At 63.1% G+C, this 19,749-nt stretch carries 19 protein-coding genes; 10 read left to right on the top strand and 9 right to left on the bottom strand.

What is annotated here, in order from left to right:
• Positions 1-51: 51 nt before the first annotated feature.
• The 8 genes from AC3WJB_RS15350 to mobI all read right to left on the bottom strand — a co-directional run bounded on the left by AC3WJB_RS15350 (position 52) and on the right by mobI (position 5,890).
• On the bottom strand, positions 52-558 hold the full coding sequence (locus AC3WJB_RS15350; RefSeq protein WP_068098796.1) for a hypothetical protein: 507 nt from the start codon (positions 556-558) through the stop codon (positions 52-54).
• Between the two features lie 128 nt (positions 559-686).
• Positions 687-1,121 (bottom strand): hypothetical protein, encoded by a 435-nt coding sequence (locus tag AC3WJB_RS15345; RefSeq protein WP_068098798.1) that lies wholly within the window; start codon positions 1,119-1,121, stop codon positions 687-689.
• A 529-nt stretch (positions 1,122-1,650) separates the two neighbouring features.
• Positions 1,651-2,097, bottom strand: a complete 447-nt coding sequence (locus AC3WJB_RS15340; protein ID WP_153037855.1) for a hypothetical protein — start codon at positions 2,095-2,097, stop codon at positions 1,651-1,653.
• A gap of 118 nt (positions 2,098-2,215) precedes the next feature.
• The gene (locus AC3WJB_RS15335) at positions 2,216-2,812 is read right to left on the bottom strand and encodes a hypothetical protein (protein WP_068098802.1); all 597 of its coding nucleotides are present in this window, start codon (positions 2,810-2,812) and stop codon (positions 2,216-2,218) included.
• A 1-nt stretch (position 2,813) separates the two neighbouring features.
• The gene (locus tag AC3WJB_RS15330; RefSeq protein WP_153037856.1) at positions 2,814-3,482 is read right to left on the bottom strand and encodes a hypothetical protein; all 669 of its coding nucleotides are present in this window, start codon (positions 3,480-3,482) and stop codon (positions 2,814-2,816) included.
• A 20-nt stretch (positions 3,483-3,502) separates the two neighbouring features.
• On the bottom strand, positions 3,503-3,937 hold the full coding sequence (locus AC3WJB_RS15325) for a CFI-box-CTERM domain-containing protein (RefSeq protein WP_068098808.1): 435 nt from the start codon (positions 3,935-3,937) through the stop codon (positions 3,503-3,505).
• Positions 3,934-4,929: a S49 family peptidase gene (locus tag AC3WJB_RS15320; RefSeq protein ID WP_068098810.1), complete on the bottom strand. Its 996-nt coding sequence runs from the start codon at positions 4,927-4,929 to the stop codon at positions 3,934-3,936. The genes AC3WJB_RS15325 and AC3WJB_RS15320 overlap by 4 nt, the downstream gene beginning before the upstream one ends.
• A 346-nt stretch (positions 4,930-5,275) precedes the next feature.
• Complete coding sequence (gene mobI, locus AC3WJB_RS15315) at positions 5,276-5,890, bottom strand: conjugative transfer protein MobI(A/C) (RefSeq protein WP_068098813.1); 615 nt, start codon at positions 5,888-5,890, stop codon at positions 5,276-5,278.
• Positions 5,891-6,374: 484 nt separating this feature from the next.
• Here mobI and AC3WJB_RS15310 point away from each other — a divergent pair, with 484 nt between their 5' ends.
• From AC3WJB_RS15310 to AC3WJB_RS15265, 10 genes are all read left to right on the top strand, one after another.
• Positions 6,375-7,439 carry a ParM/StbA family protein gene (locus tag AC3WJB_RS15310; RefSeq protein ID WP_068098815.1) on the top strand — a complete coding sequence of 355 codons (1,065 nt, stop codon included), beginning with the start codon at positions 6,375-6,377 and terminating at the stop codon, positions 7,437-7,439.
• 2 nt (positions 7,440-7,441) lie between these two features.
• Positions 7,442-7,798: a hypothetical protein gene (locus tag AC3WJB_RS15305; protein WP_153037857.1), complete on the top strand. Its 357-nt coding sequence runs from the start codon at positions 7,442-7,444 to the stop codon at positions 7,796-7,798.
• 174 nt (positions 7,799-7,972) lie between these two features.
• A complete protein-coding gene (locus AC3WJB_RS15300; protein WP_068098819.1) occupies positions 7,973-9,193 on the top strand; it encodes an AAA family ATPase in 1,221 nt (406 codons plus the stop codon).
• Positions 9,186-10,235, top strand: a complete 1,050-nt coding sequence (locus tag AC3WJB_RS15295; protein ID WP_082824040.1) for a ParB/RepB/Spo0J family partition protein — start codon at positions 9,186-9,188, stop codon at positions 10,233-10,235. Before AC3WJB_RS15300 ends, AC3WJB_RS15295 begins: the two co-directional genes overlap by 8 nt.
• Before the next feature lie 441 nt (positions 10,236-10,676).
• Positions 10,677-11,642: a helix-turn-helix domain-containing protein gene (locus tag AC3WJB_RS15290; RefSeq protein WP_153037859.1), complete on the top strand. Its 966-nt coding sequence runs from the start codon at positions 10,677-10,679 to the stop codon at positions 11,640-11,642.
• 90 nt (positions 11,643-11,732) lie between these two features.
• Entirely contained in the window at positions 11,733-12,362 is a 630-nt protein-coding gene (locus AC3WJB_RS15285; protein WP_068098822.1) for a hypothetical protein, read from the top strand.
• Positions 12,359-13,135, top strand: coding sequence for a hypothetical protein (locus AC3WJB_RS15280; protein WP_153037860.1), 777 nt, complete (start codon positions 12,359-12,361; stop codon positions 13,133-13,135). Before AC3WJB_RS15285 ends, AC3WJB_RS15280 begins: the two co-directional genes overlap by 4 nt.
• A 57-nt stretch (positions 13,136-13,192) precedes the next feature.
• Complete coding sequence (locus AC3WJB_RS15275) at positions 13,193-14,221, top strand: conjugal transfer protein TraF (protein WP_068098825.1); 1,029 nt, start codon at positions 13,193-13,195, stop codon at positions 14,219-14,221.
• A gap of 4 nt (positions 14,222-14,225) precedes the next feature.
• Positions 14,226-15,704 carry a conjugal transfer protein TraH gene (locus AC3WJB_RS15270; RefSeq protein ID WP_068098828.1) on the top strand — a complete coding sequence of 493 codons (1,479 nt, stop codon included), beginning with the start codon at positions 14,226-14,228 and terminating at the stop codon, positions 15,702-15,704.
• Between the two features lie 8 nt (positions 15,705-15,712).
• The gene (locus AC3WJB_RS15265) at positions 15,713-19,252 is read left to right on the top strand and encodes a conjugal transfer protein TraG N-terminal domain-containing protein (RefSeq protein ID WP_068098830.1); all 3,540 of its coding nucleotides are present in this window, start codon (positions 15,713-15,715) and stop codon (positions 19,250-19,252) included.
• 103 nt (positions 19,253-19,355) lie between these two features.
• Here the strand turns inward: AC3WJB_RS15265 and AC3WJB_RS15260 are convergent, their stop codons facing one another.
• Positions 19,356-19,604, bottom strand: a complete 249-nt coding sequence (locus tag AC3WJB_RS15260; RefSeq protein ID WP_068098834.1) for a hypothetical protein — start codon at positions 19,602-19,604, stop codon at positions 19,356-19,358.
• Between the last annotated feature and the right edge of the window lie 145 nt (positions 19,605-19,749).

The following is a 19,749-nucleotide window of genomic DNA, read 5'->3' as shown; positions in this document are numbered from 1 at the left end:
GGCGCGCCAAGGCATGGCGTCGCACGGCTGTCCGGTATCGACCATGAGCGACTACTGCTCGGCCGCGTGTTTCTCGAAGAGTGCCTTGCCCTCGGCTTCCGGCAGCTCGTTGAGCACCCGCACGTCGCTCCCGTGCTTGCGTCGAATGGCGTCCCCGATTGCCGCGGTGTACGGCCGAGGAAAGGTGAACAGGCCTTCGGAGGTCAGGAACAGGCAGTGCACCTTCATGTGCCGCTTGAACTGGCGATCGAGGTCGCGGCGCGTCAGTTCGTCTTCCACCAACGAATCGAGGTAGCTGTCGAGGGAGGCGTGGTTGTGGGTCGCGCCCGCGTAGGTCCACGTCTGCGTCAACGCAAAGGCCTGCGCGCGCTCAATGAGCTCACGGATCTTCGCGTCCTTGCTCACGGGCATCACCGAGGTAGGCCCGCCCGTCCCGCGGTTCTCCAGCTGGGCCACCCGAACGCCGTCGATGTAGAGCGTAGCCATGAAGCACAGCGTCTCTTCGGACAGCTGCCGGAACTCGCGCAGGCTCTTGAACTGGAACGATGGGGTGGACATGCGGCGCTCCGGAGGCAGGAAGGGAATGCCAGAGTGCCCCTGTCCATCGCGCCCGAAAGATGCCATCAATCCCGCAGCCCGCATCGAACCTATTGCCGCGATCCTGCGTCCGCTGGCGATCCGGCTTGTCAGGCCCGCTGGGCGAGGAACGACTTCGCCGCCGCCCTGTCCACGACGTCCACCTCGCCAATGAACTGCTCCACCAAGTCGATCACCGCCAGCAGTTCGCCCAGCTTGAGGGCGCGAAGACGATAGGCCAGGCCGCCGGCGTCCGCACCGTGACTCTCGCCTCGGTCTGCCATCTGCTGCAGCTTCACTGGGAGGATGAGCGCATAGTCCGGTTCGGCCAGGTCTGTGGCGCTCACCAGGTCGGCCAGCAACACCAGCTCGGCGGGGGTCAGCTCCAGTCGGCGTGGTAGTGACTCCTTCACCAGGACGTTGTAGCGGGCGACCACGCGATCGAGTCGCTTGGAGATCGTCTTCGCCGGCACACGCCCGCTCCCGAGCAGCGCGGACAGGTGTGCGCGGATGTAGATCGACGTGCGGTTGTCGGTGTCGGCCATGGACTTTCTCACCAGTAGGTGTGACTAAGGTAATCGGTAACTCATACCTTCGCACGGGTGGCGCTTCCGGGCGACCGAGGCGTACTCGCCACCACCGAACGGCGGCGGCCACGCGAAGTGGCGCTCCTTTTGCTCTACTTCCAATCACTTACAAACACGCGCACCGCCCGTCGTGATGCGACGGAGGAAACAAGGCCGACCCGTGAAACACAGACTTGCGATGTTTCACGAGTTATTTTCTCCCCTTGCATCAATTACTTGCATGCCCAAACGCGGATAATGTTCCACGGCACCAACGATCAGCAGCCCACCGGCTTGGCATAGACCCAGTTCGGTGTGGCGTGAACCACGATCCAGCGGTGACCCTGCCACGCAAAGCCGTCACCGGACACGGCCTTGCCGAGGGTCTCCGCCCGCGTGAACTGGCCGCAGTCGTGCCAGGGATTCGCACTCTCCTCGCACCGGCGCTGTCGGGAGCCATCCGGGTTACGCGGGCAGCCACAGAGGTAATCGGCGGGTAGCGCCGGCGTTACTGGCACTCGTTGTTGTCCCAGCTGATGATCTCCACGTCGCCGGCGATCACGCCGTGCACCACCAGGCTTTCCAGTGAGCTACCCCAGTCGGAGGCCGTCTCGGCCAAGGCGAGCTGCTCGGCATCCTCCGGAGACGCGGCTTCGTGCGCCGAGACGTGGGTCGTTCCCCGGCCATCGGCTTGGCGCACGAACACGGTGTAGGTGGCAAGGGAAGCCAAGGAAGGTAGCTCGCGGCCTTCGAGCCGGACGTCGGCGTCGCAGTCCTCGCAATGACCGCTCTTGTCGTAGATCGTGGTGCTGTACCAGTCCTGCGCGTCGACGTCCCAGCGCACCGCCGCCTCCATCACGACGTCGGTGCCGCCGCATTGGGCGCAGACCATCTCCACGCGGGGTTCAGGGAGTGAATCAGGGGAAGCGGGCGCGGTGGGTTCGGGGGTGTTCATGGCGGGCCTGTTGACGGTGGGAGCGCATCGACTATCGCCCCGACCGAAGAGGATCAAAGTTCAGGCAAAAAGAAAGGGCCAGTTGCCCGGCCCTTCTCCCGCCCCACCTGCCGACCTATCAGGCCGCTCGGCGCCGTCCGGTGGCGACGATTCGTTTCCCAGTCTCACAGCGGGACATAAAGGCGCACTTACGGCACACGCCCGGTGACGACGGCCCGCACGGCTGCACCTGTCCGCGCAGCACGGCGAAGTAGCGCGCATGCAGCTGGGCCAGCGCCTCATCGTCCAGCAGGCGCACCCGCTCGTAGCTCACCGAGCCCTGGCAGACCAGTCGAATCCAACCAAAGGGGGCCACAGGAGCATCCGCTCCCGGGACGCGCCCATGCCGCAGCACTGCCGCCTGGACGGACAGCTCGATCTGGTCGTACCCGTACACCGCCCGCCGGCCGCGCCGCTTCGTGTCCACCACGTACAGCAGACCGTCCGTTCCAAGGAACACCTGGTCGAATCGAGCCCCCAGACGACGGGGAATATCAGTCCGGTGGTAGGTCTCGGACAGGATAAGGCGCCCATCGGCGATCACGGAGGGCATACGGCCTCGCTCCAGGCGCTCGTACCGGGCCAGGCTGCCCTCGCGCACGGCCCGGCGCGCCACGTCCGCCCTGTAGATGAAAAAAGCGGCGGCCAGGCAAAGCAGGAAGAGGATTGTGGCCACCTCACTCCTCCTCGCTCGGGATGGCCGCGTCCCATCCGGACGGGAGGTTGCTTACGACCCAGTGGGTGCGCTGTGCCGACTCCGATTCCCACGTCACGTCCGCGTCCGCAAGCGACTTGCCGTCCATGCCGGTGATCGCGGTCAGTCGGGAGAGCCACGCCCGGCGCCGCTCCTGGTGGTAGGCGTAGAGCCAGTGGGCCGTCTTGTGCAGACGATCAAAACCGTGCCCGACCAGCACGCCGTGCGTCTCCCACGCGGTCGCGAGCGCCGTATCGGTGATGGCCCGGCCCGCCAGCGCAGCGTTGGCATGCACGCCCAGGACGTACTGCGCCTTCTCGCGGACCATATCCACATCGCCCAGTGCAGCCAGCCGCCAGCCGGTCACCTTTCGGCTCTGGTCGTTTTCCTCACGGATGGCGAGGATCTGGGACTGGAGCGACTTCACGGTCGCGCGGCCTGCGTCTGCTACCGACAGGATGAACTCTCCGGCCTGATCCACCTGCGCCTGGGTCTCGGTCGCCGTCCGACGGCTCTTCGCATCCATCAGCGCCCCGTGGATGCGCCGGTACTGTCGCTCAGCCCGGTCCTGCTCCTCGAACAGCACTAGGTCTCGGGTATCGGTCAGCTCCACTCGCATCGTCACCGCGGTCAACTCGCTCTTGATTGCCATCGTCGATTCCTCCTTGATTCTCACCCAACCAGGGCGCGCCGTACCCATTCCAGGACGCGCTCGGCAGGGACGCGCAGCCCTGGACAGCGCTCCATGAGCCTGACCATCCACGGGCTGATTGCATAGTAGGCACGCACTACGCCCCGTCCAAACCCGTGCGTGAGCAACACCCGGTCACGCCAGTCCCGCAGCTGCTGGGTGCGTGGATCGGCCGAGCCCCACATCGCCGTGGCAATGAAGCACCGGCGGTCCTGTGCGGGCCTCGGCTGGTTGTGGAGCGCCGAAACCACCTGGTGGAAGCGTTCGTGCTCCTCGATGCCGGCCCCCGCCGCGGCCTTCTGCGTGGCTGTGGACTGCTTTCCGAAGCGCACTTCGTTGAGCAGCTTCACCTCGCAGAAGCCCAGCGACGCCAACGCTGTGGCCGGCAGGTAGTCTTGCTCGCTCCGGGCGATCACTCAAACCTCGGCTGGAGCACGTCCGACACGACCGATCGCAGCGTCTCTTCCAGACCCAGCAGGCGCGTCACGGGCGGACGGCTGTCGTAACGGGACACTTTAAGGCCCTTGAACTCGGTGGTTTTCAGCTCCTCGAAGACCGCTTGCTTGTCGATCAGGCCCATCGCCAGCGCCTGATCCGACGTCCAGATCCGGCCAGAGGCGATCTCCTCGCGACTCGCATGGAGGCGCGCGCCACGCGTCGCCATCAGGTCATCGACGAAGGCGTTGCCCAGTTCCTTGACCATCTCGGTATTCAGGGCCGCGTCCTCGGCCGACGTCTTCGACCACGTAGAAACACCGCCCTTGAGCACGCCCGAGCGGAAGACGTGCTCGGTCAGGCCGAACTTGGCCGCGGCCTCACTCGCGTCGAGGTAACGCATGATCGCTCCGATCGAACCGACTACCGAGTACTTCCCGGCGTACACGCGATCGGCGTGCATCGCCACCATGTAGGCCGCCGAAGCTCCCATCTGGTTGATGAGGGCGTAGACCGGCTTGTGGTGCTGCACGCGGCACCGTTCCATGGCGGCGACCATCCGCTCCGCCTCGGTCGGTGACCCGCCGGGCGAGTTGATGTCCAGAAGCACGATCTTGACCTTCGCGTTGGGACACGCCCGCTCCAGCATGCCGACAACCTTGTCGGCCGAGGCACGCGACGACGAGGAAATCTCGCCCTCGATCGGGATCACCGCCACCGCATCGGTGCTCGGGTCTGGGTCGGTGGCGGGCGTCCCAGCCAAGCTGCGGATGAACATCCAGTAGGACAGCATGCCGCCCAGGGCCAGACCGATGAAGACACCCCGCTTCAACTTGCGCCAGTTGGCTTCCCGGCGTTCCCGGGCCTCGCTGCGCGCCATGTGATTCGCCACGGCTTGCGCGGCGCCGACCACGGCAATCCGCCAGTCCCCCTGCTCGGCGCCCTTCTGATCGTGGTCATTCTTGTCGGTCACTGCTCTCTCCTCGTTTCGAACACCGTGTTCCACGGCGCGTGCGGGGCCATCGGCACCCGTGCTGGTTAATCGTGTTGCTCAGCCGGCCGGGCCGCGTGGCGCCCGGGAAGCATCCGGACTGTTGCCGTCGGCGCGCCTTCTCCGACCGCCCCGCTCGCCAAGTTCAGGAGGCACCGCCACGGCGCCCGAAGCAATGCTGCGAGCGGCACGTGGTGACCCCGGTGTTGGCCGAGGTACTGGCCCACGGCGGCCCACATTGTGGCTGAGGCGGTCTCAGGCGACGCCGGCAGAGGGTGGATGTTGCGGTTGTGATCCATGGGTTCCCGTAGCGTCCTGCGATGTGGACTCAGGTGTACCCCGGGAGCGGGCCGGCACCAAACGACTGCGCGTCGATCGACCCCGGCTCCGTAACCGCAGCTTGGTCGCTGGCCAACTGCTCCTCGTACTGCTTGACCAGGCGGAGGGAGGCTCTCCGAAGATCGACCAGCGCAGCCCGCTTTGCCCGTACCGCGGCAGCGCGTCGCTCGGTCTCCCGTACCAGCTCTCGCTCATAGGGTCGGGCGTGCGTCAGGAGACCCGACATGTGGTAGCCGTAGCCGGCGCCCTTTCCCCCGCGCGCGAGCGGGATATAGCGATAAGCCGTCCTGCCCGTGGAGGACTTGTTCTGGGTGAACCAGTAGATCTCCAGCCCACCCTTGTGTGCGCGCACGCCAAGATTGAGTGGGGAGTACTTGCCGGCCTTGCCGTCTGCCACCTCACCCTGATTGGGTATGGCGACCTGGTTTCGAAGTTCGCTCCTCGCTTCCCTGAAAGCCGTCATCAGAGCTGTGGCTTCGGCCTCGACCAATGCTTCCGCAAGTTGCAAGTGGGCTGCGATAGCTCGCAGCTCTTCAAGCCCTTGGGTGGCCTCGGCTGGGGATAGGGTCAGAAGGCTCGTGTTTTGGGGCGTGTTCCCATTCATCTATCTATCATGGGGAAATCAACTTTCCCCAATCAGGCGAAACCAGCCGGTTTTGCCCGCCCCTTTCCCACATGGGGAATACCCCCCGTTCCCCATGTCTGTCATGGGGAACGATGCTCTTTCCCCATGGGCGTCCGGAGCCTGCTTCGCTCCGTGCGACGCTCGGCGGAAGGTCGAGGCCGCGGCCGCAGTCGGCACCGAAGCGGTCGCTTTTCTCCTGTCACCCGACGATCCGAGAGCCGTAACCGTGCTCGCCAGAGCGTGCCTTTCACCGGTCGAAATCGTCTGGTGCAGATTCTAATGCCCGTCGAATGGCGTCGTGACGCGGTTTCCGCGGTATTCGCCTGAATCGTGATGCAGAACACGACCCCGTTTGGGGCACCTACCGCCCCATGCGACGGTATCTGCATCCCCCTTTGCACCACCTCGCGCAGCTGCGGAGTTTTGTCCGCTGCATTCAATGGCTTAGTCCCAAGGAGTTGATATGGAAAACTGCACCACCACCCCCGCGCTCGTCGGTTTGGACGTCGGTTATGGCAACCTCAAGGCCTGCGGGATCGTGCCGGGCTCTGAATCGGTCGACGTGGTCAAGCTGCCAGTGGGTGCCGCCCCTCTGGATCAGGCGCCGACGCTCCTCAACAACGAGCCGGATCTGCGTGGTGGCGAGGCCGTGACCATCCAGGGGCTGCCCTGGGTGGCTGGTACCGATCCGATGATCCTGCAGGGCTTTACGCGCCAGGCCGACCGGTCCTACATCACGTCACCGGAGTATCTGGCGCTGTATTACGCCGCCCTGGCTCGCCTGGGGTATGACCACGTGGGCATTCTGGTGACCGGCCTTCCGTGTGACCAGTACGATGGCCCGGACAGCAAGATGATTCGCCAGCGCTTGGGTGAGCGCCTCAAGGGCGAGCACCGTATCTCGCCGACGCGTACAGTCCAGGTCGATCGTGTGTTCGTGATGGCCCAGCCCATGGGCACTTATGCGTCGGTGTTCCACGACCAGTCCACGTTGGATGACGGCCGAACGGTGTTGGTCATCGACATCGGCTTCTACTCCGTCGACTGGGTTCTGATGCAAGGCGGCTCGGTACGCGGCGGTACGGCGCAGACGAACCCCGCTGCGACCGGCCGTATCCTTGAACTTGCGGCGCGCCAGATCTCTGAGAATCACGGCGGCGCCCAGCTGAGCGTCAATCGCCTAGAGGCAGCCTTCCGCGCCGGTCACGACCAGCTCCGCATCGGTGTCCATACGGTCGCGTATCGTCAGTACATCGACCAGGCCGCGGCCGGCGTGTCCCGCCAAGTGCTGTCCGCTGTGCTGGCGTCGGTGCGCGATCTCGGCGACGTCATTGACTGCGTGATCCTGACCGGCGGTGGCGCCACCCTGTTCGAGCCGGCGGCCCGTAGCTGCTTCAAAGGATCCGAGGTACGGGTGACGAACGATCCGGTGATGGCCAACGCCGAGGGCTACCTGTGGCTCGCGCGCCGCGCCCATCGCGAAGCCCAGCGCAAGGCCGCGCAGGCCGCGCACCAGAAGCGCGCCTGACCGTGGCACGCACAGCTGGCAAGGCCGCGCGAGTGCGGCCTCGAACGATCGTCTATTGGGATCGCGACGGCCGGGATGGCGAACTCGTCGGCGAGCTCGATCGCTTCCAGGCGCGTAGCCGCGGGGCGCGTCTGAAGTATCTCGCTCGGCTGGGGCTCCTCGTCGAGGCGAAGGGTGGCTTCCTCGAGGGGCGCCGCTTGGACGGCGCGCTCGTCCTGCCATCGCATGGCGGCTATGCCCCTGCCCCGCCCCTTCAGCGCGGCCTCGAGGGGACCCCTGAACCCGTCGAGTCGGCCAATCTGGACGATCTCGCTGGCTCTGGCTTGGACGGGCTTCTGGCGGCAATGGAGGAGGTTTAACCGCCAGCCGGCGTTACCCCGTCTTCGTTCGCGATACTCCGCGTCTCCGCTGAGCGCCGTTTGTTCATGGCGTCACCCACGTTTTTGGGTTTCATTGCCTGAAATGTGGGTGTAGCCTCGCGAAAATGCTTACGCGCTGGTTAATTTTTACCCATTTTCTACGAGGTGGTACCGATGGCCCTACCCGCCGATCTACCCGACGAGCTGCCGGAACCGCTGGCCGCTACTGCTGACGACTTCTGCCGTTGGGCTGACGAAGGTCAGTCGATGCTCCAGCGCTTGGCGGAGGCTACCAACGAACCGAACGAGCGTCGCGTTCTGCGCAGCTTCCGGAAGTTTGAGGCCCTGGAGATGGGCGGGATCAGCGAGTTCCGGTGGAAGGAGGCCCGACGCACCCTGTCCCTGGCCAGTGGCGCCGGCGCACAGGCGCGCGTCACGCTGGAGGAGATCCACAAGATACAGGAGCTGGCGGGGGTGCGACCACACAAGCCCTTGGGTTCGCGGACGGCACGTGTTGCGGTCGCTAACTTCAAAGGGGGGGCCACCAAGACGACGGTGGCGCTGCACATGTCGCAGGCGTTTCCATTACGGGGGTATCGCACGTTGGTGGTAGATGCGGACCCCCAAGGCACGCTCAGCCGGCTGATGGGATTCCGTCCCGAGACGATCGAGCCGGAGCACACGCTGACGAGCTTGTTTGAGAACGTTGCGCGTACGGACGGTGAGAAGGTGGGGCTCAAGCCGCAGCCAACCCACATAGATGGACTGGACATTATCCCGGCGTCGCTCGACATGACGGGCGCCGACATTCACATTGCCTCTGCGTTCATGCACAAGGTCGAGGGCGCCTCGGATTTCTATCGCCTGTTCGACGCGGCGCTGGAGGAAATCGAGGATCGCTACGACATCATCGTCATCGACACGGCGCCGGCATTCTCGTTCCTTGCGCTTAACGTGCTCTGGGCGGCGAACGCCCTTCTGATCCCCCTCCCCCCGAGCTTCCCGGACTTCTCTGCCACCGTCGACTTCTGTGCGATGTCGGGCGATTTGGTGACAGCCTTGTCTCGTCTGAAAGGCATGAACAAGCGGTGGAGCCCTTGCGTCTTCGCTCACTCCCGATCGGACAACAGTGGGTCGGCAAACATGGTGCGTGAGTTCAGCAGCCACCTGTTTGGCAAGTATCGAATCGACCAGGGTCTGCCGAAGTCCTCGGCGTTCGAGTCCGCCCTGGCGCAGATGCGCTCTGTCTACGAGGTCACAAGCCACGATGTGGACAGCCGCGCCCTTAATCGTGCCCGTGACGCTTCCGATCAATTGGCCAGTCGCCTGATTGGCCTAATTGAGGCCGAGTGGGCGCAGCAGGTTAAGCAGATGAAGGAGGCCTCCGATGAGTAAGGTCAGCGATCGTCGCAAAGGGATCCTCGGCACGGTGCTTGCGGCTGCCGGGGCAACTCCGGCGCCAGATCAAGGTGCCCCACCTGTCACGCATGCGCCTTCCCCTTCCCCGGGAGGCGATGACCCTCAAGGCGCGACGGTAGCGCCCTCCTCTCAGCGCCGCTCGTATATGGGCGGTCTGTTTAGCGGAGAGGCGGCCGGCCTGGAGGCTCGCGTCAAGGAACTCGAAGCGAGATACCAGGACGCATTGGTCGTCAAAAAGATCGACGCATCTTTGGTGTCTGCTGGCCCGTTCCGGAATCGCCTCGCGACGTCGTACGACCGGACGCGGTCGGAGTCGTTCAAGCACCTCGCCGAGCAGATCAAGGCGAGCGGTGGCAACGTGGACCCGGTGTGCGTTCGCGTCGTCGCAGATGGCTACGAGGCGATCTATGGCTACCGGCGGTGGCAGGTCTGCCTCCAAGACTCGCTGCCATTGCTCGCCATCGTGTTTGAGTCCCTTTCGGACGAGGACGCGATGGTTCTGCAGTATTTCGAGAACCAGAGCCGAGACAACCCGTCCGTCGTAGAGCTCGGGCGTCAGGCGGCAGATTGGCTGAATGCAGCGGGGCGCGGCAACCGCGACAAGGTCGCGGCCCAGCTCGGGGTCACGCCATCGCACCTCTCGAACCTCGCGTTGATCGGAAATCTCCCGGACGAGCTCATGGATATCCACCCGGACGTTCAAAGCGTCTCGTTTCGTTCCGCCCGCATCCTCGCGGTGATGCAGCGAGATAAGCCAAAGGAATTGCACGAGCGTCTGCAGCTGCTCCGGCGAAAGGTGCCTATTCCGTCAGCGGCCGAAGCAACCGCGTTCTTGGTGGCGGCCAGTGCCAAACCAGCACCCAAGGGCCATTCCACGACTCGACCAAGGCTACGTGCCGAGGTAAAGGACGGCGTGTTCGCAATTCCGACTAAGGACCTGAGTGAAGGGGATACGAAGCGTTTGATGAAGGTGCTGCAGGAGGCAGCGCGGAAGGCGGGGTTCGATATCTCCCTGTAAGTCCAGACAGAACATCGAGAGGGAGGGAATTGTGCGACGCGTCTTACAAATGGTTCGGCGTATGGATTGTGCGACGTGTCGCATAAACCGATCCGAGAGCAATTGTGCGACGTGTCGCACACATGGGATCAGCAGCAATTGTGCGACGCGTCTTACAAACCGCGAGGCCATTTCGCTGGACGCCTCCAGAGCCGAAGGGCAGGGGATCTCCAGCAAAGCGGCCAACCGCTGACCAGCCATCCTTCTGGGTGGAACTAAAGAGAAACCGATGACATAACCGACGAACAGCCAAAACGAAAAAGCCCCCGGAGGCAACCGGGGGCTCGATCGAAGACTTGGTGCAACCACACTAGGAACACGTTCTGGCTAGGAACGGTTCAATCCTACCGGTGTGATCGCACAAGGTCAAGGTCTGCTCGTCCTCAAAAAAGTGAGGACACTATGAATACCCATCACCTACAGGAACCGAGTATCTGTGGCGCCGCCGCGCATCATCTGCAAGTACTGAACCGCGTGCGCCAACACATCGCCAGTGTTGCCTCCGCCGTCGTTTTCTTTGCTCTGGTACAAAACACGCCACTGGACGATGGCGAGAGCACCACGGCCTTGTCGTCCTTCGAACTGGCGAGTCTTACCGGCATGACACCCTCGGCCGTACAGCGAGCACTGAACAATCTACGTGCCGCTGGCTTAATCGCACGTCATCAGCTAGTCAAACAGAAGGGCTGTGTCTCTCTCACACTAATCACGCCAAAAGGGCTTGACATTATATCGCCATCTGTGGCTAGCGCAACGGCCACGTCTTTGCCGGCCAGTGTTCTCGCTGAACTGGTTGGCGAGCCGCTCGCCGCTGCCCAAGCCTGCGCGCGCGCTTGGGCCGAAGGAACGCTCCCCAGCTCCATCGACCTGGTCGACTTTCGTGGCGGCGGGGCTGCCCACGAAAGGCTCATGGCGCTCCTGCGGGCAAATGTCGAGGCGCGGACGCAAGCCGTCGAGGAAGCCATCGCTGAAGCAGAGGCCGCAGAACAGGCCGAGGCCCAGGGCAGGGTGACCATCCCGCTGTCCGATGGATCCATGCTCGAGCTCGATTCAGCAAAATTTGCTGAAGTTTCTCCGCGGTCGGTCGATCTAGCCTTTGTGAAAGACGTCTTGTTCCGAGTCATGGCGCGCGGGCGCCGTCTAACCCCGGACCTCGCCATTCGGTTGGCGGGGGAAATCTGCTATTCCCGAGCCTCCGGCTTTGTCCGCGACCACGCTTGGGAGTCCGGAGTTGCGGTGCTAGCTTCGTGTGTAACGCGACCAACGTGGGCCAAGCCGCGCAGCATTACGCCGGCCTGGTACGCCTCGGTAGCCCAATGCAGCACCGTTCGTAACTTATCCACAGCCTCTTCGGAAGTCGTTCACTAACTGGTTTTGCTTTTAAAACTGCTTTTCTCTAAGAACCAGTTAGACATCGCAAACCGACGAGCCTGTTCACATCGAGCACCACGCTGACCCATGAGCACTACCGACTCCGTATTTTTCCAGGACATCGTGAGCTACGGCGAAGCCGCCATGGCGTTCGTCCGCCGACTGACCAGTGTCGCCCCAGAGGCGACCCAAAGCATCTGCCGTCTCAAGAATGCGCGACTGCTCTATGTTCTGGAACGGCTCGACCAGTCGGCAGTGCGGCGTCTGCTGAATGAGTTCGGGTGTCCGTTCCGGGCTGTCGAGGCCGACGTGGCGGACGCGATTGCCCGCATCGAGGCCGGCAAGACGCCGGTGGCCATGATCGCCGATGCGCACCCGTACTTTGGTGAGAACCCCGCCTTTGCGCGGGAGCTGGAGCTGCTCCAGCAGCAGTTCTGGACGCTGGTGCGCTACGAGGCCGAACGGTACCCCATGGCCGCGGCTTCCGTGTTTGGGTTCGGCGATCGCGCATTGGTTGTTCGGCTCGGCAGACTCCGCTTGCCGGAGATTCGTCAGCTCTCGCGGTATCCTATTGCGATGCGCCTCAAGGAATCGCCCGCATTCGAGCTAGCTGTCGGCCTGGAAGGGCAGGGCGCTACCGAGCCTCGCCGCCTCGCTGTTGCCGGCATGGCCGCCGCATGCCATGTCCCCCCGTCCTCGCCGGTGCTCCAGTCATGACGAACCTCCGATCCCCGCGTCCGCGTCGTCTGGTGGCTAAGTCGCTAGCCGATCCGGCGATCATGCTCACCGTTTTGCAGGCGAAGTCGCTCGCTGGCTACCACCCAGCCAATTACATCCAGCAGGCCGAGGACCTGGCGGTGCTCGGAATCCGCGCCAGCCTTGTCGCCGAACTTACCGGCCTGCCACTGAGCAATGCCACGCGCATTGCCAAATCGGTGGGCAACGCAAAGACCGGTCGGCGCAAGACCAGCTTGGACGACATCTTCCGGACGGCCTACAGCCAGCAACAGGCGTCCGTCTTCTTGGTGATGGTCGAAAGGCAGCTCGCGCTCAACCCTGCGCCGAGGCTATTGTCCGTGCACGTCTTGGACGCCATCCGATCGCTTTGTGCATGCCTCCCGTCACAGCGTGAACAGGATTGGGAGCGCATGGTCGAGGCCGCTATCCACCTCCAAGACGGGACGCTTTCCCTGGTCACCTGCAGTGCATGCCATACGCGCCATGTCGTTCCGACGGGTGGTGTCAGCTCCGCCGGTGCGCGCATTAATGAAACAGACCGATCCTGTCCCCTTTGCCGAATTGCGGCATCTTCCACCGAGATCGTTCGCACCGGCGGTACAGAAGCCGTGGTGGTCAGTGCGCGCGTGCGCACGTCGACCAAGACGGTCATTCCGACGCTGACTGCTGATCTGCATGAGCGACGCCAACGGCTCCGGGCCGCGCTGCCATCCCTGGCAACCCAGCTCGCGCAGTCCGCCGGGAAACGGTAGGGCGATAACGGGGCGTTTCCCCCTTTGTGGCCACCCCGGGCCCAATAGCATGCGGGCATGCGTGCCCATCTCATCCTCTTTTCGGTCTCGTTGGCCCTTGCAGGCCTGATCGCCCCGGCATACGCGCAAGACGCGCCAACCGGGACTCCCGCGCATACGACTCCGCCTGAGCGTGGTTGGTTTTTCTACCACGACCCGAAGCCAGAGCCGCCGAAACCCAAGCCGACGAAGCAGCCGACTGTCCCCGCGGATGTGGCAGCGAAAGCTCCGAAGGTCGGCTCGGCCGCGTGGATTGCTGCGAACATCGACCGGATCCGCGAGGAAGCCATCGACGATCCGGCCGACAAGGCGAAGATGGAGCTCTACGCGTACGTCCAGAAGCTCGCGATGGACAAGTCGGAGGTGTTTGCAAACGCATACATCCGGACGATGAGCTCCAATCCGTCCCTGGATGAGACGATCAGCAACCCTACCTCGACCTTCGCGCTGCGTGAACTAGGCGATCAGCGCGAGGCGAACATGCAGGCCGTCCTGAAAAAGATTGCTGGGCAAACCTCGCTCTGGTACTTCTTCCGCAGCGACTGTCCCTATTGCCACCGTGAAAACCCGCTCCTCGGTTTTCTCGAACGCGACACGGGTATCTCGATCCTGCCGATCAGCCTGGACGGGAAGCCGATGGACGATGGCAGCTTCGCCGACTGGGTGCCGGATGCGGGGCAGGGCGCCTTCCTGAATGTGACGAGCACGCCGACCATCTTTCTCGTTCACCCGGGCTCGCAAACGGTGGCGAGTCTCTCCGTTGGCCTTCGATCGCTCCCGGACCTCCAGCGACGAATGGTGGAGATTGCGCGCGAGCAGAACTGGATCGACGAGGCCGACTACCAGCTCGCCATGCGCGGAACGCCGCAGCGCTACCTGACGACAACTTTCGACCCCGCGACAATCACCGACCCCAACGACCCTGCGCAAGTGCTGGAAGCACTTCGTTCCGCCGGCACGCACGGCAGGCCGGAAGCAAGCGGGGATCTTCGCGCGCTCAATGAGGCGTCGCCCACCAATTCAACGCCGTGGACGGACAAGGACTAATCCCATGCGCAAGCTCCTCCTCTTGATCTTCCTGTCAGCCCTTACAGCCGGTGTAGGCGTTGTCGCCCCTGTCGTTGCTCAGGACATCGGCGTGGCGAAGCAGTCGAAGAACATCTTCAACACGATGACGAATACCACGGACCCCAAGATCGTCATGGGAGCCCGTCGTGGCGTCATCACGGGCGGATCGTTCGTGGCCAAGAACAGGATCATGAATGTGCAGCTCGCGTCGATGACTGCGCCGAGCGTGTCGGTCGGGTGCGGTGGCATCGACGCGTTCATGGGCAGCTTCAGCTTCATCTCGAAGCAGCAGGTTGTGCAGGCGCTGCGATCCATCGCGTCGGCCGCTGTCGGCTACGCCTTCAAGCTCGCCCTGGCCAGCATGTGCCCATCGTGCGAAAAAATGATGGCGACGATGCAGGACACGATGAATGCCCTCACGTCGAACAACATCAATAGCTGCGAGGTTGGCCAGGCACTTATCACGGCCGGTGGTGACAACTCCATCGCTAGCGCCATTGACAAGGCGGGTGCGCCAATCAGGGACACCATGGGGTGGTCCGACGACTATCAGGCAGCCAAGAACCAAGGTGGCAGTTCTTCGCCGATGATGGATGTACTGAACAAGTCACCGCAGATCTATAGCCAGATCGTTTCCGGCAACATCGTGTGGCAGTCAATGGCGGCGCAGAGCACGGGCTTGTGGTTCGGTGATACCTCTCACGAGTTGCTGGAAGACATCATGTCCCTGACCGGCACGATTGTGGTGTGCATGCCACAAAAGGCCGGTGCCGGTGGCCCTGACTGCGTGGTCTCCAAGTCGGGCACGGAGACGAAGGACCAGGATGGCCGGCTCGTGCAGCGAACCTTCCAGCCGACGCTCACCCTCGAGGAGCTCGTGGAGGGCGCCCAAGCCAATCAGGCGATTAAGCGCATGACCTGTGCGGGCGTCAACGCATACGACCCCAAGGGTTGCAACGACATCCAGATCAAGGACTACCCCAACTTTGTCGGGATGCGTCAGCGCATCCGCGAGGTTTTCCTCGGGACCGGCGCCGACAGTACTGGCGGCATGATCGACGCCATCGCCGCCGGTGACCGCAATGCGACGGCAATGGAGCAGGCTTTCATGACCGGGGGTGGTGCGTACGCTCAGATGGCGGTGAGTCTCGCCAAGAAGTCGCCCACGGCGGCCAAGCTGTTCGTGCAGCAGTTCGATGACCTCATTGCTGCCGAAGTCGTACGGAACATCGTCTTCGTCAACATTGATGCCGCGCTTACGGCCATCTCGCGCCGCGATGGCGCGGATACATCCGACGTCCGCAAGCTCATTGGGGAAGCGATGGACAAGAACCGCGCGCAGCTCACGGAGTACTACCGCAAGGCGCAGGGGCGCAGCGCGGTCTTCCGGTACTTCTCAGACCTCAATTCGGTCATCGAGAAACGCGATCCGATCCAGCGCCCGATCGGCGCCCTGAACTAAGGACAGTCATGCTCGCTCCCTTCTTCCAAAACGTCGGCGGCACATGGACGATCTACTCCGTTGGCGACGGACTTTTTATGAAGCGTGTGTTGGATGGCGTCGCTGCCATGTCCAACAGTGGGCTTTTCCTGTCGCTTGGTGCGCTGGGCATGATGCTCGGACTCGGCATCATCGCCTTTCAGCACCTCGTTTCCAACGGGCAGAAACTTGAGATCGGATCCCTCCTGATCTCCTTTGTTCTGTTCTGCATTTTCTTCGGGGCGAAGACAAATGTCCTGATCCAGGATCTCGGTGGTGCACCGGGCTCCGTCCAGAACGGTGTCTACGCGGTCGATAACGTCCCGTTCGGGCTTGCGGTTGCAGGGAGTCTCGTATCAACGGTCGGACTGACCTTGTCAGAGAAGATGAGCCAGGGCTACGGGCTTCCAGGAGGATCGTCGGATGCCAATGGCGTCAGCGGCTTCGGTCGCAGTCTCGAGTGGATCAATGCCGTGCGCAACTGGGAGCTTCCTGAGTTCGCCGGTGCGGGGAACAATGACATCGTGTCCCGGTTCAAGCGCAACGTGACCGATTACATCGCGAACTGCACCCTCGTTGGTGCCGACAACGGTCAGATCGACCTCCCTCGCGCGTTTCAGGCAGCCGATCCCTTCCAGATGGGTAGCTTGAGTGGGGGTGGAATTGGCTACGACAACATGTTCCTCACTACGAAGTGGCAGAACCCCGACGGCTCCATCGGAGGCAAGGATTGCGCGAGCGCAATCAATGACCTCGCGGCGGATGCCCATGGCAACGCACTGTTCACGTCTTTCGCAAACGCCGCCGCTCCTCGGATGAAGCGAGTGGCGCCTGGCGTGCCCGCCGACACGCAGATGATGGACGCCTTTTCGGACATCGGTATCGCCGGCGACAAGGCGGCCGACTACATGGCCGCCTCGGCGGTGAATGCGGTTTGGACCATGGCACTGCGCAAGGGAAGCGACCCGTCCGGCCTGGACGTCATGTCACAGATCATGGTGAACCAGAGCGTCGAGCAGCGCGCGACGCAGTGGGGTGCCGATGAGAGCATGTTCCGCCAAGTGATGCGTCCCACCGCGGCTTTCTTCGAGTCGATGATCTACGCCATGGCTCCCTTCATGGCGCTGATGATCGGACTGGGTCCGTGGGGCATCCGCAAGATGGGTCAGTACATGATCCTCACGATCTGGGTTGCCCTTTGGCAGCCTGTCCTTGCTGTGGTCAATCTGTTCCAGATGACCATGGTCGAGCACGCTGTGGTCGCGATGTCCCAGGTACCGCCCGGGGCGACACCGCTACCGCTGACCAGTCTTGCGGGTGCAGCGAACCTGCAGCACCAGATCGTCAACTGGATTGCAACCGGTTCGACCATTGCGGCGGCGACGCCGGCGATAACCATGATGCTGATCTTCGGCGGTGCGGTCGCAGCTACCTCATTGTCCGGTCGCCTCCAAGGCGCGGAGTTCACCAACGAGAAATTGACGACACCGGACGTTGCAAAGGATGCGCCCGTCATGGAGATGAAGTCGATGCAGACGCACGGCCAGATCTCGGGTACGCACACGACTGGCGCCGATCGGGTGCAGCCGTCATTCAGTGGCAGCGAAGTGAGCGAGCAGGCTGTCAGTTCGACGAGTTCCGCGCTTCAGTCCGCCTCACGCACCATGACCGCGCAGAACGGCAAGGCGTTGCAAGCGGGGGTCTCCAACCGCGATGGCGTCACCGTATCGGGCGGGTCCGCTGTTTCTTCCACCGCGACACAGAACCAGCAGGAGGCAGCAAGCTTCATCAAGAGCCAAGGCATGACGATTGGTGCGAACCAGGAAGCTGCGTGGGCAGCGGTCATGGCGATCACGGCGTCGGGCGGCGTGGACGCGGGCATCGCTGCCGCGAAGGGCATGGGTCTGAACGCTGGTGTTGGTGCGCGAGGCACATCCAGCTTTTCCGAGAAGGACGCCCGCTCATTGTTGGAATCGGTGCGCAATGAGGCGAGTCGCAACGGTACGTTTAGTGCCACCTTGGCCAAGGCGTCCACCGACTCCGTCAATCAGATGGTGAGTAACGGCTCGGAGGCCACGCAGTCCGTGGTTGGCTCGTCCTCGTACCAGGCCGCCAGCAGCGACATCGCTCAGAAGCAAGAGGCTTACCAGACTGCACTGTCGAGCAAAGGGTCATTCACGATGGGGCAAACGCTGGGCAGCCTGGAGTCGGCCCATGCCATCAAGGCGAGCGGGCATGGTGCTGACGTCGTTGCAAAAGCTCAGGACCTTGCTGGAGCTGACGCGATGCGGGACGCCAGGCACTTGGTCGACAACGCACCGTGGCGTTCGAGTGACCCGGAAGAGCGCCGAATCCAGGCCGCGCAGTTGGCTTTGAAGGGATCCGATCTGCCAGACCAAAGCGCCCTACGGCCGGGTACCGAGAGTGCGCGTCAACTAGCCCTTATGGAGTCGCTTCGCTACGCCGGCGGCGCCTTTGGCGGCGCCGTGAATCAGGCGGCGACCGGCAATGCGCATGCGAATCAAGGGCTGGCGAGCAGCGTGGTCGCGGGCGAGGCGACATCTGCCGTCAATAGTGCACATCCTGGTGCTGGTGTCACGGAGGGGGCAGTTCTCGGTCGGGCCGCGCCCTTCCTCGCGGGAGACACGGGCGACGCGTGGAGTAGCGCCGCGAGTAAGGCTGGAGTTGGAAATGTCGACGACTTGCTGGGAAGCAAGCAAACCCTTGACGAGTTCCGGAAGGACCCGACGTCCGGCGCGTTGTTGAAGGACGTTGACGGGTACCACGAGCAGCACCTCCAGGAACAGAAGGAGGTTGGCAAGCCCATTCGCGAAGCCAATACGGAGAGGGCGCTCGAGAACGATACCGGCGGCTTCTCGAATATGTTCAAGAAGTCTTACAACGATCTTGCATCGGCGGCGAAGAACAACTCGCCACTGAGTATCGGCGCCTCCCTGGCGGCGGCGCGCAGCGCTGCGAACGGCGAGCCGACGGCTCAAATCGAGGAGAATTTGAAGGGCTACAACAAGGCGTCCACGGCCTATCTCGGCGCGTCTATGGCAAGTAATGGCCTTGGGCCTATGGCAGGTCTGGCCGTCGCCAACGTGGCCGCGCAAGGCCTTTCCTTGACCGGCTTCCACGGGACTACTGAGTCCTCGATCCTCGCGGCCGCGACTGACCACCAAGAGGGGGCGCGAATCAACGATGCGTTCCACGAGCGGCTCAACAGCTTGCAGGCGTCGGACGGTGCATATCAGAGCGAAGGGCTTGTCACGGCACGCGCCGTTGCCGACACGATCTACGCTCAGCACGGTGCCACGCCAGAAATGGCGAAGGCGTACGACAAAGCCTACGCCAGCCTCTCAGACAACGAGAAGACGTACTTCGCCAGTTATGTCGGCGTCTCAAACAACAGCGGCATTGGCGGTGGCATCGGCGACATGAGCCAGGCCGAGTCTCGGGCAGGCCTCAATCCCAACGGCCTGACGAATCCTATGGGGGCCAGCCGGCCATCTGTCGATGGCAAGTGATCGAACGCCGGAGGCGTTGATCCGCGATGAAGATAAGGGCCGGCTCGCCCACCTGCAGCCGGCCACTCAGTGTCTGAATATGTGGCTCAGATGGGCGGGGCGCTCACGGCCACCGACCAGGCCGACCGAAATCGTCCTCGATACCCATGGCTTCGTAGCGACGTCGGCGGGCCATCTCAAGCGCATCCATGCCGTGCTCCTCGGCCTCGCGTGGCAAAGGTGGCGGCTGGCTTCGCTTAGGTAGGTTGGGTACGCCGGCCTTTCGCAGCGTGAATGCGCGACGGATCCTTGGCAAGGTGACGTAACCCAGCACGATGATGGCGATTGCGGTTGCGATGGTGAGGATGTTCATCGTGGTGCTCTTTGATGGTCACGCTTTGACTATACGGGCTAGAGGGAGGAGGGAAAGTTCCGGGGGAAATTGACAGTCGAGTAGACCCCAAGTAGCCTGCAACACAGTATCGCATCCTCTGGATGCTCAGTGCCGAGGCCCACTC

The sequence above is a fragment of the Rhodanobacter sp. FW510-R10 genome (genome assembly GCF_058781105.1).
Note: the sequence above shows the minus strand (reverse complement) of the source record. Positions and strands in the feature narration are given on the sequence as shown.

Coding starts and splice junctions, on each gene's coding strand:
- AC3WJB_RS15280 (WP_153037860.1), top strand. CDS start 12,359: ATGACGAACCTCCGATCCCCGCGTCCGCGTCGTCTGGTGGCTAAGTCG.
- AC3WJB_RS15285 (WP_068098822.1), top strand. CDS start 11,733: ATGAGCACTACCGACTCCGTATTTTTCCAGGACATCGTGAGCTACGGC.
- AC3WJB_RS15260 (WP_068098834.1), bottom strand. CDS start 19,604: ATGAACATCCTCACCATCGCAACCGCAATCGCCATCATCGTGCTGGGT.
- AC3WJB_RS15290 (WP_153037859.1), top strand. CDS start 10,677: ATGAATACCCATCACCTACAGGAACCGAGTATCTGTGGCGCCGCCGCG.
- AC3WJB_RS15350 (WP_068098796.1), bottom strand. CDS start 558: ATGTCCACCCCATCGTTCCAGTTCAAGAGCCTGCGCGAGTTCCGGCAG.
- AC3WJB_RS15345 (WP_068098798.1), bottom strand. CDS start 1,121: ATGGCCGACACCGACAACCGCACGTCGATCTACATCCGCGCACACCTG.
- AC3WJB_RS15265 (WP_068098830.1), top strand. CDS start 15,713: ATGCTCGCTCCCTTCTTCCAAAACGTCGGCGGCACATGGACGATCTAC.
- AC3WJB_RS15330 (WP_153037856.1), bottom strand. CDS start 3,482: ATGGCAATCAAGAGCGAGTTGACCGCGGTGACGATGCGAGTGGAGCTG.
- AC3WJB_RS15340 (WP_153037855.1), bottom strand. CDS start 2,097: ATGAACACCCCCGAACCCACCGCGCCCGCTTCCCCTGATTCACTCCCT.
- AC3WJB_RS15275 (WP_068098825.1), top strand. CDS start 13,193: ATGCGTGCCCATCTCATCCTCTTTTCGGTCTCGTTGGCCCTTGCAGGC.
- mobI (WP_068098813.1), bottom strand. CDS start 5,890: ATGAATGGGAACACGCCCCAAAACACGAGCCTTCTGACCCTATCCCCA.
- AC3WJB_RS15295 (WP_082824040.1), top strand. CDS start 9,186: ATGAGTAAGGTCAGCGATCGTCGCAAAGGGATCCTCGGCACGGTGCTT.
- AC3WJB_RS15270 (WP_068098828.1), top strand. CDS start 14,226: ATGCGCAAGCTCCTCCTCTTGATCTTCCTGTCAGCCCTTACAGCCGGT.
- AC3WJB_RS15310 (WP_068098815.1), top strand. CDS start 6,375: ATGGAAAACTGCACCACCACCCCCGCGCTCGTCGGTTTGGACGTCGGT.
- AC3WJB_RS15300 (WP_068098819.1), top strand. CDS start 7,973: ATGGCCCTACCCGCCGATCTACCCGACGAGCTGCCGGAACCGCTGGCC.